At 62.6% G+C, this 16,883-nt stretch carries 12 protein-coding genes and 1 pseudogene; 8 read left to right on the top strand and 5 right to left on the bottom strand.

Annotation, left to right across the window (positions count from 1 at the left end; all coding sequences use genetic code 11):
• Positions 1-57: 57 nt before the first annotated feature.
• Entirely contained in the window at positions 58-747 is a 690-nt protein-coding gene (gene radB, locus KU306_RS01210; protein WP_049918751.1) for a DNA repair and recombination protein RadB, read from the top strand.
• An 86-nt stretch (positions 748-833) separates the two neighbouring features.
• Here radB and KU306_RS01205 read toward each other — a convergent pair whose 3' ends face one another.
• Positions 834-1,976, bottom strand: a complete 1,143-nt coding sequence (locus KU306_RS01205; protein WP_258302625.1) for a CBS domain-containing protein — start codon at positions 1,974-1,976, stop codon at positions 834-836.
• Positions 1,977-2,444: 468 nt separating this feature from the next.
• On the opposite strand from KU306_RS01205, the gene KU306_RS01200 reads away from it, so the two are divergent.
• From KU306_RS01200 to KU306_RS01175, 6 genes are all read left to right on the top strand, one after another.
• On the top strand, positions 2,445-4,538 hold the full coding sequence (locus KU306_RS01200) for a type II/IV secretion system ATPase subunit (protein ID WP_258302624.1): 2,094 nt from the start codon (positions 2,445-2,447) through the stop codon (positions 4,536-4,538).
• A complete protein-coding gene (locus tag KU306_RS01195; RefSeq protein WP_193788115.1) occupies positions 4,528-6,660 on the top strand; it encodes a type II secretion system F family protein in 2,133 nt (710 codons plus the stop codon). The genes KU306_RS01200 and KU306_RS01195 overlap by 11 nt, the downstream gene beginning before the upstream one ends.
• 4 nt (positions 6,661-6,664) lie before the next feature.
• Entirely contained in the window at positions 6,665-8,893 is a 2,229-nt protein-coding gene (locus tag KU306_RS01190; protein ID WP_258302623.1) for a head GIN domain-containing protein, read from the top strand.
• Positions 8,894-8,896: 3 nt separating this feature from the next.
• Complete coding sequence (locus KU306_RS01185) at positions 8,897-10,687, top strand: DUF7289 family protein (RefSeq protein ID WP_258302622.1); 1,791 nt, start codon at positions 8,897-8,899, stop codon at positions 10,685-10,687.
• 86 nt (positions 10,688-10,773) lie between these two features.
• The gene (locus KU306_RS01180) at positions 10,774-11,151 is read left to right on the top strand and encodes a DUF7980 family protein (protein WP_258302621.1); all 378 of its coding nucleotides are present in this window, start codon (positions 10,774-10,776) and stop codon (positions 11,149-11,151) included.
• A 160-nt stretch (positions 11,152-11,311) separates the two neighbouring features.
• On the top strand, positions 11,312-12,211 hold the full coding sequence (locus KU306_RS01175; RefSeq protein WP_258302620.1) for a hypothetical protein: 900 nt from the start codon (positions 11,312-11,314) through the stop codon (positions 12,209-12,211).
• Positions 12,212-12,283: 72 nt separating this feature from the next.
• On the opposite strand, the pseudogene KU306_RS19015 reads toward KU306_RS01175, so the two are convergent.
• From KU306_RS19015 to KU306_RS01150, 4 genes and pseudogenes are all read right to left on the bottom strand, one after another.
• Positions 12,284-13,665, bottom strand: a pseudogene (locus KU306_RS19015) (dihydrolipoyl dehydrogenase family protein).
• Between the two features lie 109 nt (positions 13,666-13,774).
• Complete coding sequence (locus KU306_RS01160; protein WP_258302618.1) at positions 13,775-14,719, bottom strand: DUF7282 domain-containing protein; 945 nt, start codon at positions 14,717-14,719, stop codon at positions 13,775-13,777.
• 475 nt (positions 14,720-15,194) lie between these two features.
• The gene (locus KU306_RS01155; RefSeq protein WP_258302617.1) at positions 15,195-15,629 is read right to left on the bottom strand and encodes an ester cyclase; all 435 of its coding nucleotides are present in this window, start codon (positions 15,627-15,629) and stop codon (positions 15,195-15,197) included.
• A 191-nt stretch (positions 15,630-15,820) separates the two neighbouring features.
• On the bottom strand, positions 15,821-16,249 hold the full coding sequence (locus KU306_RS01150; RefSeq protein ID WP_258302616.1) for a DUF7979 domain-containing protein: 429 nt from the start codon (positions 16,247-16,249) through the stop codon (positions 15,821-15,823).
• A 116-nt stretch (positions 16,250-16,365) separates the two neighbouring features.
• On the opposite strand from KU306_RS01150, the gene KU306_RS01145 reads away from it, so the two are divergent.
• Positions 16,366-16,767 (top strand): hypothetical protein, encoded by a 402-nt coding sequence (locus KU306_RS01145; RefSeq protein WP_258302615.1) that lies wholly within the window; start codon positions 16,366-16,368, stop codon positions 16,765-16,767.
• The last annotated feature ends 116 nt before the right edge of the window (positions 16,768-16,883 follow it).

Here is a 16,883-nt window from a genome sequence, read left to right as displayed (position 1 = left end):
ATTTCACACCCCGGCTGGACCGAGGACTTTTTCGGTCGGTGGCGCACACCTTTCGTCGTGACAGAGCCAGTCTCCACCGGGTGTAAACCCCTCGACGACCTGCTCGACGGCGGCTTCGAGCGCGGGACGGTCACGCAAGTCTACGGCCCGCCGGCGGCCGGAAAGACGAACGTCGCCCTCTCGGCAGCCGTTCGCGTCGCCGCCGAGGGTGGAACCGTCGTCTACATCGACACCGAGGGACTGTCGGTCGACCGGTTCCAACAACTCGCCGAAGCGGTCGCCCCCGGCGACGTGGAGGCCGTGACATCTCGACTGATGATAAGCGAGGCGTACGACTTCGAAGACCAAGAGCAGGCTGTCCGCGACGCCAGCGAGTTCGCCGAACAGGCCGACCTCATCGTCGTCGACTCCGCGACGGGGTTCTATCGCCTCGAACGCGCCGGCGAGGGCGACGGCGGCGAAACGCTCCGCCGCGTCGCGCGACAGGTGACGCATCTCCTCTCGATTGCGCGCAAACACGACATCGCGGTCGTCCTCACGAATCAGGTGTACTCCGACCCCGACTCCGACCGCACGCGGGCACTCGGCGGCCACACCCTCGAACACTGGACGGGAACGGTGCTCCGTCTCGACCGCTTCCGGGGCGGAAACCGCCGGGCGACGCTGGAGAAACACCGCGCGAAGCCTGCCGGAGAGAAGGCGGCGTTCAAAATCACCGACCGCGGGCTGGCCGGAACCGAGTTTTAACTGGAATTAGGCGACGCTGTCTGGATTCGGTCTCAAAAAAAGCGTTCGAGCGCGGTTCGGTGCGTTCTGACGGCGTTTTCGCCGAGTTACAGTTCGTTGAGCTTCCGCAGGAGTTGGCCGCGGTAGCGCTCGTCTGCTTCGAAGCCCTTCACTTCGAGGACGTTGCGTTCGAGCTTGTCGAGCGCGACGTGGAACGCGTGTTCGGCACCGTAGCCTTCGCCGCTTCCTGCCAGTTGGCCGTGGCTCGTGCGGAGCCGAATCTGGCACTGGATGAGTGGCGTGCCGCGGAGTTTCTCTTTGTGTTCGTGGAAGCGAACGTGGGCGTGGTGGACGTTCATCCGCTGGTATTTGTCTGCCACCTGCGTGATGGCCGAGACGATATCGCCGCGCTGGAGCGTCTCCAGCAGGTCGATGTTCGTCACCTGGACGTCCATCTGTTCTTCTTCCGTGTAGGTGAGCGCGCGGAGCACGTCGGTCTTGGTCAGGACGCCGAGGACTTCGCCGTCGTCCTCTTCGGGCGTGACGACCAGCCCGGCGATGTCCTGTTCGAGCATCCGGGCAACCGCATCACGGACGCTCTCGTCGGGCGTCGCCGTGAGTGCCGGACTCGTCATCAGGTCGTAGACCGGCAGGTCGAGCATCCGGTCGGTGTCGCCGCGGCGGTCCTGCTTGCCCTGTCGCCCCTCGTCGCGCACCATGAACTCGACGAGATCGTAGGTGGTCAGAACGCCGGTGAGGCGCTCGTCCCGGTCGATGACCGGCAGGCGCGAGATACCGTGTTCGCGGAGCAGGTTGATGGCCTGTCCGAGGTGGTCGCGCTCGCCGATGGTCACGACGTCGCTCGTGAAGATTTGCTCGACAGTCAGCGTGTCGAGATTTTCGAGGACCGCTTCGAGGATGGCGTTCTGGGTGATGATGCCGTACTGCTTTTCACCCTCGTAGACGGGAGCGACCTTCGTGTCGCCCTCGACGAGCATCCGTGCGACCTCTCGCACGTTCTCGTGACGGTCCAGTTTCGGGACGGGTTTCATCAGCGCCGACGCCTTCGTGTCGTCCTCGACGTGCGAGTTGATGAGTTGCTTCTCACCAATCACGCCCGCGTATTCGCCGCCCTCGCCAACGATGACGCCCTTGGGGTTCTCGCGCTCGAAGATTGCGCGGACCTTGCCTAATCGCTCGTTGGCATCGACCTCGACGAAATCAGGAGTGGCGATATCAGCAATATCCATAATACACGTTGATATAGAACCCATCCTCTCTTGAAACTTCGTCCCATTTTTACCCCACAAGAAACAGCGAAATCGCAAGGCCTCGGAGGGGTAGAACCCCCGAATTCGAACGATAGACGCGCCAATGACTGTGTTTGGCATACTCATGGTATAGTACGACATGATTTTTCGAGTACATCATCGGTCAGTGGCCCGGGCAGCGACGACACGCGGCCGGGGTCGCGCCGACGATTAGGGTTGATGTCGTGCGCGCGAGGAGCGTACTCAATCGTTCTCGTTCGACAGAAATTTCGTTCTCGTTCCACAGGAATCCCGTGTTCGAGCGCGCGCTCACCTCGTCGGGACGGATATAATTCACAAATCCGAAGATGGCCGAATTCGGGCAGTAGGTGTGCCCTAACCTACTGAATTCGAACCCGTAGCCGCTCCATACTTACAGGTATTCCTACCGTTCTCTCCTCCAAGACAATGACGGCCCCTGACACGAACCCGACGAACAACGAAGACGGTACCGAATCGGCCCGAACCGACGGTTCCGGCACGGAACTGGTTCCAACGACTGGACCGGAGGAGATGACCGAGCGCGTCTCGGAGCTTCCTATCCCGGCGTCTGACCGAATCGAATACGGACCGACCGAAAACGTCACCGAAGCGTTCAAACACGAAGACGAAATCGAACGGCCGGAGACGCTTCGCGAGGCGGTGCTGAAGGAAGTCAAAGCGTACTTCGCGGGCATCGACCCCGAGACCGCCTTCGCGCCAGCGCCTCCCGAGGAGTTCATCGAGACGCGATTCTTCGACTTCTCGTTCCTCGAAGGTTCCGAGGACGTCGAACACTACTGGGTGAACAAACCTTTCGCGTTCGTCTCCATCCTCTACGACCCCGAACTCCGCGAACACCGGTACCACGTGAGCGAACCGCAACTCGACACGTTCGAGAACTTCGTCCGCGACGACCTCACGAAGATTCTCCGTAACAGCCTCCTGTACCGCGACCTCGAAAACGAGGGCGAACGTGAGGAAGTGTTCGACGAAGAAGCCCGAGACATCATCTCCGAGCACGCCGCGACGGTCGAAGACGGCTCTCTCTGGAAGCTGTTTTACTACCTCCTCCGCGACTTCATCTACTACGGTCGTATCGACCCAGTGATGCGCGACCCGGGCATCGAAGACATCTCCTGTGACGGCGACGAGGTCCCGGTGTACGTCTTCCACGGCGTCTACCGCGACATGCCGACGAACGTCGTGTTCGACGACGGCGACCTCTCGTCGTTCACGATTCGCCTCGCGCAACGCGCGGGCAAGCAGGTGACTGTCTCCGACCCGCTCGTCGACGCCAGCCTCCCCGACGGGTCGCGCGTGCAGTTGACCCTCGGCTCCGACATCGCCACGCGCGGGTCGAACTTCACCATCCGGAAGTTCTCGGACGTGCCGCTGTCGCCGGTGGACCTCGTCCGGTGGAACACCTTCAGCGTCGAGCAGATGGCGTACTTCTGGCTCGCCATCGAGAACAACCGCTCTCTCATCTTCGCGGGCGGGACGGGGTCGGGCAAGACTACCTCGATGAACGCGGTGTCGTTCTTCGTCCCTGGCCACGCGAAGGTAGTCTCTATCGAGGACACCCGTGAAGTCACGCTCCCCCACGAAAACTGGATTCAGTCGGTCACGCGCGACACCTTCACCGCCGACGGTCGCGGCGAAGTCTCGATGTACGCGCTCTTGCAGGCCGCCCTCCGGCAGCGTCCCGAATACCTCCTCGTGGGAGAGATTCGGACCGAAGAGCGCGTCGCTCTGACCTTCTTCCACGCCATCGCCACGGGCCACACCGCGTACACGACGTTCCACGCTGACTCCGCGGAGGGCGTGGTCCACCGGATGCAGAACGAACCGCTCGGGGTGCCCGAACAGATGCTGTCGGACCTCGACATCATCTCGGTCCAAAAACAAATCTACCTCGACGGGGACCGGACCCGCCGCAACGTCGGCGTCACGGAAATCGTCGACGCAGACGGCGAGGGGTCGATAGACCTCCACGACGTGTTCCAGCGAAACCCGACGAACGACACCCACGAGAAAGTCGCCGACTCCGAGGTGCTCGCCGGTATCGCGGCCGAACGTGGCTGGACCAAGGCCGACCTCGAATACGAACTGGATATCCGCGCCGACGTCCTCCGATACCTGGCCGCAGAAGGTATCGACGACTACCGCGACGTGGCCGCGATGATTCGCCGGTTCGAACGCGACCGCGAGGGTGTTCTCTCGCTCGTCTACGAAAACACGTCGCTCGCGACGGTCGAAGACGCAGACGGGGATTCGGCGGGCGAGTCGTACGACGAAGACGACGAACTCTCCGCCGAGACGGAGGAACTCCTCGAAGACCTGTTCGACCTCCACATCGGCGACGCGGCCGACACCGGTGACGACGGCTCTGGTACTGCGGACGACTCGGACTCCGAGATGATATTCGGTGAGCCGGACCCCGAGGTTGCGAACGGCGACCCAGACCCCGCCGACGCTGGCACTGGGGACGCCGACGACGAGGAGGATGCCGATGAGCTCTGATACCGAGACTTCGGTCCCGCTGCCCGACTACGAGGTCGAGCAGTACTTCCCACGGGAACACCTCGACGAGTCGCCCGAGGAGGTCCGTCGGCTCCGCGACCGATACGGATACATCCGGGCGTACTTCAAGCGCCACCCGTCTGGACACCGCGACTTGCAGCGCTGGCTGAACCAGGCACGGGTGGGGACGACCTACGACATCTACCTCACGCAGTCTATCAAACTGGCCTTCATTACGACGCTCGTCGGGGCTGTTCTCGGGGGCGTCGCGGCTGTGGTACTGGCCCGGCTGGGCATCCTCGCGAACGTCTCCAGCCCCCTGCGGCTCGGTCTCTCGTCCGAACTCATCGCGCCGCTCCTCCAGTACAAAGTCGCCATCCTCGCGTGGGCGCTCGTGCTCCTCGCAGGGCTTATCTTCGGAGGCGGGACCTACTACGCCCGATACTACATCCCGAAGAGCCGAGCCGAGATGCGCGGCCGGAGCATCGACATCCTGCTCCCACACGCCATCGTCTACATGTACGCCCTGAGCCACGGCGGCATGAGCTTCCTCGAAGTCATTCGCTCTGTCGCCGAGGCAGACGACTACGGCGAGGTCTCCCGCGAGTTCGAGATGATTGCCCGCGACATGGAACTGTTCGGCAACGACCTGTTCACCGCGCTCCGAAACTCCCGGAACCTCACGCCCTCGATAAACTTCGAGCAGTTCCTCGACGACTTGCTGTCGGTGCTCGACTCCGGCGGCGACGTCACCGCGTTCTTAGACCGCGAATCGTCGACCTACCTCGAAGAGGCCCGCGACGAGCAAGAGGAGTTCATCGAGACGCTCTCGATGCTCTCGGAAGTGTTCGTCGCGGCGTTCGTCGCCGCGCCGCTGTTGCTCATCGTGACGCTGATGGTCATCAGCTTCCTCGGCGGCGACACGCTCGTCCAACTGTACGCGCTGAACTACCTCATCTTCCCACTCGGGATGGCGTTGTTCCTGCTGCTCGTGGACGTGCTGTCGGCTCCGTACACGCAGGACACGGTCGAAACCCAACACGACGTGACCGTCGTCGAAGAGCTTCGAGAGGCAATCAGCGACGCGGCCTCGGTTATCCGCCGCGAGATTGAACGCACCCGAGCGGAACGCTGGGGTGACGGCAACGTCGTCGCCTCCGACGGGGGAATCGTCGACGTTCGATACGACACGTACCGCCGCTCGAACGTCCTGTACACGCTCCGTGACCTCGTCGGCAACCCCGTCGACCTGATGAAGCGGCAACCGTACCTCTCGGCTGTCGTCACGGTCCCACTCGCGCTCGCAGCGATGGTCGCGGTACTCGTGCTCGGATTGGCGACGCCGACCCTCGACGCGATGCTCGCGAATCCCTACAACACCACCGTGTGGCTGGCTGTGGTGCCCTTCGGCATCGTCGCGGTTCCGCTGATGGTGTTCCACGAGATGCGCGTCCGCCGCGAGCGAAACCTCGAACGGCGGTTCCCGGACACGCTCAACCTGCTTTCGAGTGCCAACCAGATGGGTATCCCACTCGTCGAGTCGCTGGCACTCGTCGCACGCTGGTCGAACGGAGCCCTCGCGGACGAACTCCGCGCACTCCGCAACGACATCCGGTGGAACCACGACGCACACGCCGCCCTCATGTCCTTCGCCCGGCGACTCGGCGTCCCGCAACTGTCGCGGGTCATCCGCCTCATCGCCAGTGGTGGCCGGACTAGCGGCGACCTCTCGCGCGTCCTCAGTGTCGCCGCCGAGGACACCCGCAACCGGTACAAACTGGAGAAGTCCCGCCGTCGCGCCATGGGTTCGTACATCGCCATCGTGGTCATCGGGTACTTCGTGTACCTGTTTGTCATCCTGATGCTCGGCGCGAGCTACCTCGCGCCGCTCGCCGAGATGACTGCCCCCGAGACGTCCGCCGCCAACGGACAGAGCCTCCCCATCGGCATCTCGTCGATTCCAATCAGCAGTTACCACATGGTGTTCCTCCACTCCGCGCTCATTCAGGCGATTGGCAGTGGGCTGCTCGCCGGAAAACTCGCCGACAACAGCGCCCTCAGCGGGCTGAAGTACGCACTCGGTCTCGCTGCGCTGGCGCTCGTCGCGTTCGCACTGGTGTAAGACAATGACTCGAAATACCCCCTCCAACAGACACGACCATTCGCCTCGCAGGCACGACCACTCGTCACGTAGGCACGACCACTCGCCACGCAGACACAGCCTCCGCGGAGTCGTCGCGAACGCCGTTCGCGGCTGCTCGCGCTTCCGAACCGACGACCGGGCGGCTTCGGCCGTCCTCGGGACGATGTTCGCCTTCGCGCTCGTCGTCTCGGTCGTCGCGATGGTCCAGGTCTCGGCGGTTCCCGCGTGGAACCAACAGACCGAGTTCGAACACCTCACCGAGGCCGAAAGCGACTTCGCCGCGTTCGACGAGAGCGTGTCGAAAGCGGTCGACAACCGACAGACGCGTGCGACCATCGACGCCGGCGTCGACTACCCGACCCGCGCGCTGTTCCTGTCGCCCGCAGCCGGCTCCGGAAACCTCCGGACGACTGCCCCTGCGACAGCCCGTATCGACGGTGCGGTTGCGACCGGCGAAGCCGGCACCTACTGGGACGGCTCCGAACACACGTTCGACACCCAGCAGTTCGTCTACCGCCCGGACTACCGCTACCTCCAGAGTGAACCCGCGCTCGTTCACGAAGGAACCACGCAGTACACCGCCTACGCCGGAAGCGAGGTCGGTGCGACCCAGTCGCTCATCGACGGAACGAAGATTTCGCTCGTCTTCCTCGAAGGGAACATCGACACCTCGGCCGGCGAGGCCCAGACGTTCAGCGTCGTTCCGCTGAGTTCGGGTACCGACTACATCACGGTCTCCGACACCGGCACGCCGATTACCATCTCCGTGCCGACCCGTCTCTCGGAATCGACGTGGCGGTCGATGTTGGCCTCGGAGCCGAACGTTCAGTCTATCACGTACACGAACGGGACCGACTACAACACCCTGACTGTCGAACTCGCGCCCGGAAAGACGTACGACCTCCAACTCTCGCGAGTCGGCATCGACACGCCGGGTGCGACCCAAGAACCGGCCTACATCGTGGACGTCGAGGGTGACGATGCTGTCGTCCCGCCGGGGGCGACCCACCGCGCCGTCGTCGAGGTCCGTGACGCCCAGAACAACCCCGTGCCGAACGCGGCTGTCAAGGTGAACACCGGGTTGACCGACGAAAGCGGCCGTGTCGCCGCCCGCGACAACGGAACCATCTCGACTGTCACCGACAGCGACGGTCGAGCGACGTTCGTCTACACAGCGACGAGCAGCATCGACGGCGTCACCGCCGACCAGTTCGACGTCATCGTGGAGAACTCCTCTGGTACCGAAGTCGACCGCGTGACGTTCGACGTGCAACTGCAACAAGGCGGCGTCACCGACCCGCTTCGCGGGCTCGTCGCTGCCATCGGTGACCCCGGATTCGCCTACGCGGACGTGGATGAAAACGGTGAGTTCAACGGAGCCGACTACCGCGTCAACGACACCGGAAGCGGCTCTGACGTGGTCTACGACGCCGGTTCTGACCGACTCGTCGTGCCCCCGAGCGTCGGAACAATCGCCACCGACGGCGACGTGACACTCGAAGGTGAGGGCGTCTCACTCCACGTCGACGTGGTGACGACCGGTTCGAACAGCGATATTACGGTCGACGCGCACTCCAAGTCCGTCGAGGCGGTCGGCGTGGGACTCCTCTCGGTCAAAGGCAAGGACGTCGAGGTGACGGCCGGTGACGAAATCGACCTCTCTGGGGCCTCGATAAACCAAGGTGGCAAGGGTGACGTCACCGTCTCCGCCACCAACGACCTCGACCTCGACAACGCCGGAATCAGCTCTATCGAGTCGAACCGTGACATCACCGTCGAGTCGACATCGGGGGTCATCAGCGCCCGAAGCGCCGACCTCAGCGGAAACGGTGACGTCAGCGTCATCGGCGAGAACGGCGTCGACCTCACGGGTGCCGCAGTCTCAGGTGTCAAGGACAACCGAGGTATCTACATCGACTCCGCATCCGGTGGCATCAACCTCAACGGCGTGGTCATCCTCGGTGACGGCGGGTCCGAAATCGACGCCGAGGCCAACATCTACGTCGTCGGTTCCAACATCGCCTCCTCGAAGGGAAGCGCGAACAGCGACGTCATCATGACGTCCCACACCGGGATGGTCAGCGGCCGCGAAGCGGCCATCTCCGCGAAGCGTGACGTCGTCATCACCGCCGCGACGCGCATCTCCCTGCCGAACTCCTCGATAGAGGACAAGGATAGTCCCGAACTGAACGCTCCGGTGGTGGAGACATAAGCCATGTCTCGGTTCACCACTTCCAGCCGAGGAACCTCCGAAATCCTCGGACTCGTCTTCGCGTTCGGCCTCGTCGTCTCCGTCATCGCGATGGTCCAACTCGCGGGCGCACCGGTCTGGACGGCCGGTGACGAAGCAGACCACAACGAACGCGTCTCGAACGACCTCGCGTCGCTCGACACTGAAATCTTCCGCGCGTCGGGGCTCGACTCCGGCGGCCGCGTCGCAGTCGACAGCGACGTCTCGTACCCCGAGCGGTATCTCGTGGTGTCACCGCCAGACAGCACTGGCACCTTCCGAGTCGACGATACTGATTCGGTCACTATCACGGGCGTGTCGGCCGTCGGACCTGAGTCGGTCTTCTGGAATGGGTCGAGCCACACCTACACGACCAGCTCCATCGTCTACGCGCCCGAATACGCCGAGCGCGACGAATCCAGGTTGATTATCGAAAGCGGCGTCTCGTACCTCGACGACGACGGAAACGCCGTCGTCAACCGCCAGTCGCTCGTCCGTGGCACGTCAGTCACGCTCGTCTTCTTCGAAGGCGACCTCGACGGGCACACGACTGCCGGTGACACCGTCTCGGTCTCGCCGGTTTCGGTTCGCACCGAATCGCTTTCGGTCTACAACGCCACCGACCCGGTTCGCATCTCGGTTCCGACCTCGCTGTCACAGGCGGAGTGGAACGACCTCATGGCGGAGGAACCGCACGCACAGGTGGCCTCGTACACGCCGAGCGGTGACCACGCTATCGTCACTATCGAACTCGACGCGGGCGTTCAGTACGACTTCCGAATCGCCCGCCTCGGCGTCGGCGAAGCGCTAGAGCCGAGCCCCGCTGCCTACGCGATTCCAGTCGAGGGTGAGCACGCCGCAGTTCCGGCTGGAGGGTCCACGGCACTCGTGGTCCGAGCGTTCGACCGATACGGCGCGCCCGCAGCCGGTGCGACCGTGACTATCCAGTCGCCCACGCCACTCGGTGGGACCGTCGCCCCAACTCATGGAACCACGGCTGTCGCCGACGAATCGGGGCGAATCCGGCTCTTGTACACTGCGCCGGGCAACGTCACCGGTATCCAGTCCGACAACGTTACCCTCACGCTCGACGGCGCGAGCGGTCCCGGCGAGACCATGACGATTCCGCTGGAAGTCCGCGGTGTTGGCGAAACGTACGACATCACCGGTGCGGCCGCGACGCCGACACCCACGCCGACGCCCACGCCGACACCGACTCCAACACCAACGCCCACGCCCACGCCGACTCCAACACCGACACCGACGCCGGACAACGACTTCACTATCGACGACGGGACGGTCATCCCCTCGGTCGACTTCAGAGGTGACTTTGAACTCCTCGGAAGCGCCATCAAGAGCGGTAACAGAGACGTTCCAGTCGAAGTGACGTTCACCGTCGGTGGGGAGACCCACTCACCTGCGGACTGGGAGAACGTCAACGATGGGAACGAGCGGTCGTTCAACGCGACCGGTAACGCTGGTGAAGAAATCCACCTCATCGCCGCTGCCGACGGGTACGTCACGGCAAACTCCTCGGAAGACCACGACCAGGTCAGAGTGCTCCGCGACGGTGACCCGGTGCCGGACATCAAGGGTTACAACGGCCAAGACGACGCAGAGGAGTTCGTCCAACCCTACATCAGTGATGACGGACAGACGATGGAACTGGACGACAACCAGGCTATCTACCTGTTCGAACTCGGGACGAGAAACGAGAACAGCGGCGCGTACGACCTCCAAGACGCCGTTATTCTCGTGACGCTCTGGGAGGACTAACTCGACTCCCACCGCATCCCACTCGGGACAGCCACGACGCTGAAAATGATAGCAACAGTATTCTTCTTGGCAGACAATAGCTAGCAATGGAACCGCGTAGAGTCAAGGGCGGACTCTTCGCACTCATCGGATTCGTTCTCTCGCCGCTTTCGTGGTGGAACGACCTCGTGGTCAACCTACCACTCGCGTACGGGTTCGGTCTCCTCGTCGCACTCGTCGCCCGCGAGTGGTTTCTGCCGGGCGTCGTCGCAGGATACTGGCTGACGAACATCGTCGGCTTCGTGCTCCTGCACAAGGGCGCACTCGATGTCGTGTCCGACGAACCCGTTCCGTATTCGAAACACGCCCTCGCGAAGGACCTCGCGCTCTCTGTCGGGTACACGCTCGTCGTCGTCGCGCTCATCTGGTACGGCGTTTTGACCGTCCCGGACGGCCTCCTCAGCGCCGCGGGAAACGGTCCATAAGCGTGACTGTTGTTTCGGTTTTCGCCGAGTAAACCCCACTCGTATCAGGTTATGTGAGGATGAATCGACAGGAATTCCTGACAATTGTTTTATAACAATATCGGCTTGGGTCGTCTCTCAGGTATAGTGGCGAGTTGGTCCTGGCCACTCGACTCGAACAATGACTCACGACGAACAACTCGAATCATACGGACTGACGCGGCGGGTGCTGTTGAAGGCCGCCGGGACGGCGACCGCACTCGGTGTGAGTGCTGGTGCATTCGCCGGGACGGCGCTGGCGGGCGACTTACCGGACGACATCTACTGGTGTAACTGCGAATCGGTCAAAGCAACTGGGTTCCGCAAAGACGCGTTCGACAAACTGGAAGTCGTCGTCTACGACGGCGGGTTCACGTACGTCGAAATCCCCAAGTCGGACTTCAAATCGATGGACGGGAAGTACTACTTCGAGTACGAGGCGTCGACTAGTCAGTCGCTCATCGCTTTCCGGGTGATGGTCGACAGCACGTGGCGGTACTATCCCAACCCGAGCGAGTGCGCCGAGGAACCACTCGAAACGTACGTCGAAGAACGCGGCCCAGTCACCCTCGGGGACATCGAAGGCGAGAGCAAGAACGTCTGCGGGAGGCTCTGCCCGCCCCCGGACGACGTGTGGTTCTGTGGCTGCAGCCAAGTCAGCGCGTACTGCCCCGAAAACGGAAACGGCGGACACGGCTACACCCTCGTGTTAAAGAAAGAGGGAAGCAGCGAACTCCACACCATGTTCGTCGCCGCCGACAGTGATGGCCTTGTCAACAAGGAGGTCTCAGAACCCTACGGTATCGTGGGTCTGAAGACGTCCGACGGCGTCATCCTCAACCCGAACAACTGTGCAGTGCGGTGGCACAGCGCGGTCGAGGGAGCGTACGAAACCCTCGAATTCGACCTCGAAAACATCTGGACGGCCGCCTGTGGCAGCCGTAAAAAGGTGAAAAACGCCGCGGACGGCCCCGGTCCAGAGCGCGGACGCCGTCGCGGTCGTGGTCGTGGTCGCGGACGTGGACGCGGTCGCGGCAGATAAGCGATAGCGCAGACACCTGCGTCATCGCTCCGGAAGACCGCACCCGAACCCGACATCCTCTTTTCGCGCCCGCTATTCGTGAGCCACCCGCTCGCTCGCGTCCGAGAACGCGTTCGCCATCACCTTGTTCAACGCCGGATGGACGTGGATGGTATCGGCCAGTTGGTGGACTGACAGGCCGTGTCTGACCGCAATCGTCGCCTCGTGGATGAGCATCGATGCCTCGTGGCCGATGGCGTGGACGCCGAGAATCTCCCCGTCGGCCGGTGACGCGAGGACCTTGACGAATCCGTCTTCGAGCTTCAGCGCCCGCGACATCGCCGTGTCTGTGAACGCCGCTCGGCCGACCACGTAGTCGGTGCCGTCCTCGCGTAGCTCTTGTTCTGTCGCACCGACACCCGCGACTTGCGGGTCGGTGAACACCGCGTGTGTGAGCCCATCGAAGTTCGCTTCGCGGACCTTTCCGTGGACGATGTTGTCCGTGACGACCTCGACTTCGTAGTCGGCCGAGTGTTTGAACATCGCGTTGCCGGCGATGTCACCCGACGCCCAGACGCCCTCGACGCTCGTCTCCAGTCGGTCGTTCGTTCGAACGAATCCACGCTCTCGAGTTCGACGCCCGTTGCATCGAGATTCAGACGGTCGGTGTTCGGTCGCCGACCGAGCGCCACGAGGAGGTCGTCGCCGGAGACAGCGACTGTCTCGCCCGACTCGTTCTCCGCGTGGACGGTGACTGTCTCGCCGTCCGAGGAAACGCTGGTCGCGCGGAAGCCGGTGTACACCTCGTGTCTCGTCTCGGCGATGTCGGTGAACGCCGCGGCAACGTCTTCGTCCTCGCGCGGGAGGAGTGTGTCCATCATCTCGACGAGCGCTACGTCGGTCCCGAGCGACTGGAAGTAGTAGCCGAGTTCGGCGGCGATGTACCCGCCGCCGAGGATGACCAGTCGGTCGGGGAGGTCGCGGAGTCGGATCGCCTCGGCGCTCGTGAGAGAGTCGGTCTCTCGAAGACCGTCGATTGCACCCGGAACCAGCGGTCGACTCCCTGCCGCGATGAGAATCTGGTCTGCGGTGTACTCCCGCCCGTCGATTTCGACGGTGTGGTCGTCGACGAACCGTGCTTCGTGTTTGAACAGCGTGAGGTTCTCCTGTTCGACTTTCTGCGACGCCATTCGCTCGGCGATGGGGTCGAGCGTGCCGAACACGTCGTCGACGATGCCGGGCACGTCCACCGATTCGACGCTCGATTCGATTCGGAACCGGGGCGCATTCCGAATCTGGTTCAGACGCGTCGCGTGCTGAATCAGCATCTTCGATGGGTTACACCCGCGATTGAGGCAGGTGCCACCGAGTGGTCCGGGTTCGACGAGTGCGGTCTCCAACCCTTCGGCGGCCGCGTTCGATGCCACCGTGTTTCCGGTTCCGCCGCCGATGACGACGAGGTCGAAGTCTGTCATAGATTGACAAACTCCCGATTCCCGAATAAGGTCACGCCGCTTTGGGGGTCCGGTCGCACAAACGGCGCGTCTGTGCCCGTCACCCCACAGTTCGTTTTGAACTACCGTCTCACACGACGAGGACGGACTGGACAGTCGTCGTTTCGTTCGGCGTGGTTGCGGTTTCGTTTGGCGAGGTCGTCGTTTCGTTCGGCGTAGTTGCGGTTCCGTTCGGTGTAGTCGTCGTCTCGTTTGGCGTGGTCGGCTCCGATACGACGGTTACGAGCCCTTCGTCGGTGACTGGTGCTCCGTCGTCCGTGTAGGGGCCGTCTTCGCTCCCGTTCGTCTGCACGAAGTCGAACGTTTCGTTACCGTTGGTGTCGAGGTGCGGCATCGCAGTCAGGGTGGTGTTTTCGACCACTGGAGTGTCGAGCATCACCGACACGTTCGTGTGGGTCCCGGGAGCGAGATGCGCCGACGCACCGACGATTGCGCCGCTCTCGTTGTGAATTGCGACGAACCCGCCGTCAGAGAGCGTCGCGTTCGCGACGGTCACCGACGTTCCATCGGTGGTCTGGTTGTCGAACACGACGCTGGCCGTCGGGGGTGGCGTCTCCGACACCGTCAGGGTCGTCACCTCACCCGTGTCTCGCGCTTCGATACCGTGGATGTACGTCCCCTCGTCGAGACCCTCGGCACTCACCGTGAACGTGATTGTCTCCGTCTCGTTCGGGTTCAACGCCCACCCTCGTCGCTCGACGACGTCACCTTCGAACCGGAACTCGACGCACTGAATCAGCGGGACGTCGTTCGGATTCGTGACGTCCGCCGACACCATCACCTCGTCGCCCGGTTGGACGGTCGATGGTGCCGAGAGATTCGACACGTCGAACGACTCGGAAGACGTGTTCGCGGGGAACGGACACGTCTGTGTCTGTGCGTGCTGGGCTGTCTGTACTGCTCGGTCAGTGGCGTGTGTGCCGTCGTCGACGGCCCCGATTCCGGGGGCTGCGGCCGCCACGGTGACGGCCACGACGACGACGAGCGCGCCAGTGAGGTACATTCTCACACTCATGTTCCTGCGGAGACACGCTACCGAGCGAACTGACAAATACCAGTGCGACCGTTTCACTGATTTTTCGACTCACGTGTCGCGTTACGTGACGACATACGCGGTTAGACCGTGTTTGATGGCCGTTCGGGAATGGATCTGTTTCCGAACCGTGACCTGTCGAGGCCCACGATATTTCACGCACGACTGTGTCGGTTAATTGTCATTCCATCGAGTCTGTGTCGTTCGTGAGAGAGTCGTTCCGGCGAGACTGACTTCGGTTAGCAACGGTGACGTTCGACTGGGAGCTTCAGTCGGCTCCGATATGGGAGGAATCGCCGGTGACGGTGCTCGTCACTCCGAGTGGTCGAGTGGCGATTCGTCGGGTCCCGTTTCCGGAGGTGTGAGAGGCCGAGCATTTGGTCTCGCAGTACACCGGCTCACCGGCTCTCGGATGAGTACACGGCAAAAAACCCGCCTCGGAAGGCGGGGGCGATTCTCAGTCGGCGGGTGACTCGACGACCCCGAGTTGTTGCATGACGCCCATCATATCGGCGAGGGGCCACGATTCGACGAGTTGGTTGTCTACGATGCGATTGATGACGATGCCCTCGGATTCGACCTCGACGCCGGTCGGTTCGACGCCCATGAACTCACCTTCGTGGGTGCCTTGGAGCGTCACCCGACTGACGACCTTGTCCCCCTCGACAATCGTGTCCGCTTCGGTGAGCGTCAGGTCGGGAAACGCCGTTCGGAACATCTCGACGCTCTCTTTGTAGTCGGCCGGCCCGCGAGCATCGTGCGGGACTGTCGGATTGTGCTCGACGTAGTCCGCAGCCACGATTTCGTCTACGAGGTCGAGGTTCCCCTCGCTCCAGATTTCACTATGCAGACGGTGGACTACGTCTTTCTTCTCGGCTTCGGTCGTTGCCATCTTCTCCCCCTCCGGTGCTCGGTCGATTCGCTCGCCTCCTACCGGTCTCACTGCGACCCACGCTGTCCCCCGGTGAGCACCATTTGCACTTCGGCTTGTGCAATGTTAACTATTGTCAATTATGTGGGTGAGGGGTTCCGTTCCACCAACTGATGAGGTGGTGATTCGGTAGCGCCCGTTTCGGGCCGTACTCACCTGACTGCCACGCGGACGAAGTACCACGTCCCGTCGTGGTTCACGAACTCGGGGCGGCCTTCGTCGTAGTAGTCGAACGGATTGGTCTCGTTCGGCCGGAAGGTGAGTTGGCCTTGGTTTCGGACTCGCTGGAACGTCTGTTGCTGGTCGGCCGTGAGGTTCTCGAAGGTGCGACAGTTGACGGCCTCCGACGAACAGTTGCCGGGGTCGTTCTGGCTTATCGAGACGAACTGCGTGCCGTGGGCGTATCCCGACGTTGCCGAGGTCGGGGTGGGTGTCGCGGTCGCCGTGGTCGTTCCCGCTGTCGTGGGTGTTCCCGGAGTTGTGGTCGTTGCTGAGGGTGTTCCTGCCGGACTCGTCGTGGCACAGCCTGCGAGAACCACGACACACACCACAAGGACAGCCTGGAGGGCAATTCGTGGCATTCAATTTTCACTTTGGCCGGGGCTGGTAAATGAGTTCCTTCCGTCGTTTTCTGCGGTTGTCAGTCGAATCTCCGACCCCCAGAAGGCACATATCCCCCTTCGTACACTGTACTGGCATGGAAGACACGTCCCGCCGACGCATCGCCGGTCTCTCGGCGCTCGCCTTTGCCGTCTGCTTCGGGGGACTGACCGCGCTGCGGGTGTGGCAGGCCGCACCCCCGACGCCCGTCCAGTCGCTTGTCGTCGACGTGGTGCTCCTCCTGCTCGTCGCTGCCATCGCATACTTTGTCTACCGGGGCGGCGGTGCCATCGAGAGTTGGCTACTCGCGCTCGGCCCGAGTCTCGCGTTCACGTTCAATTTGTTCATCCCCGTCTCGGCGATGGAGTCGGTCGTGTGGGTTCTCTACCCCCTCGGGAGTGGCGTGCTCATCGCGGTCCTCCTCGGCGGGATGGGCTTTGGCGTGGGCTACGCCGGGCGGACGTTGCGGAGGGCACAGGAAGTTGGTGAGTCGTCGTAGGGCGAATACCAAGGAACAGGAGCCCAAGCCTTGGAACTTACTCCCCTATCTTGAGTAGCCTTGATCCAGATTATGCAATTACCGTACACCATACTGGAATCACGTGTCCTGATATT

This window comes from Haloferax larsenii, assembly GCF_024730625.1.
GTDB classification, from domain to species: domain Archaea; phylum Halobacteriota; class Halobacteria; order Halobacteriales; family Haloferacaceae; genus Haloferax; species Haloferax larsenii.
The sequence above is the reverse complement of the archived record's forward strand: the minus strand, read 5'-3'. Positions and strand labels throughout refer to the sequence as shown.

What these genes read in the sequence shown, in the direction of transcription:
- KU306_RS01205 (WP_258302625.1), bottom strand. Translation starts at nt 1,976, where the DNA reads ATGGATATTGCTGATATCGCCACTCCTGATTTCGTCGAGGTCGATGCC.
- KU306_RS01200 (WP_258302624.1), top strand. Translation starts at nt 2,445, where the DNA reads ATGACGGCCCCTGACACGAACCCGACGAACAACGAAGACGGTACCGAA.
- KU306_RS01195 (WP_193788115.1), top strand. Translation starts at nt 4,528, where the DNA reads ATGAGCTCTGATACCGAGACTTCGGTCCCGCTGCCCGACTACGAGGTC.
- KU306_RS01190 (WP_258302623.1), top strand. Translation starts at nt 6,665, where the DNA reads ATGACTCGAAATACCCCCTCCAACAGACACGACCATTCGCCTCGCAGG.
- KU306_RS01185 (WP_258302622.1), top strand. Translation starts at nt 8,897, where the DNA reads ATGTCTCGGTTCACCACTTCCAGCCGAGGAACCTCCGAAATCCTCGGA.
- KU306_RS01180 (WP_258302621.1), top strand. Translation starts at nt 10,774, where the DNA reads ATGGAACCGCGTAGAGTCAAGGGCGGACTCTTCGCACTCATCGGATTC.
- KU306_RS01175 (WP_258302620.1), top strand. Translation starts at nt 11,312, where the DNA reads ATGACTCACGACGAACAACTCGAATCATACGGACTGACGCGGCGGGTG.
- KU306_RS01160 (WP_258302618.1), bottom strand. Translation starts at nt 14,719, where the DNA reads ATGAGTGTGAGAATGTACCTCACTGGCGCGCTCGTCGTCGTCGTGGCC.
- KU306_RS01155 (WP_258302617.1), bottom strand. Translation starts at nt 15,629, where the DNA reads ATGGCAACGACCGAAGCCGAGAAGAAAGACGTAGTCCACCGTCTGCAT.
- KU306_RS01150 (WP_258302616.1), bottom strand. Translation starts at nt 16,249, where the DNA reads ATGCCACGAATTGCCCTCCAGGCTGTCCTTGTGGTGTGTGTCGTGGTT.
- KU306_RS01145 (WP_258302615.1), top strand. Translation starts at nt 16,366, where the DNA reads ATGGAAGACACGTCCCGCCGACGCATCGCCGGTCTCTCGGCGCTCGCC.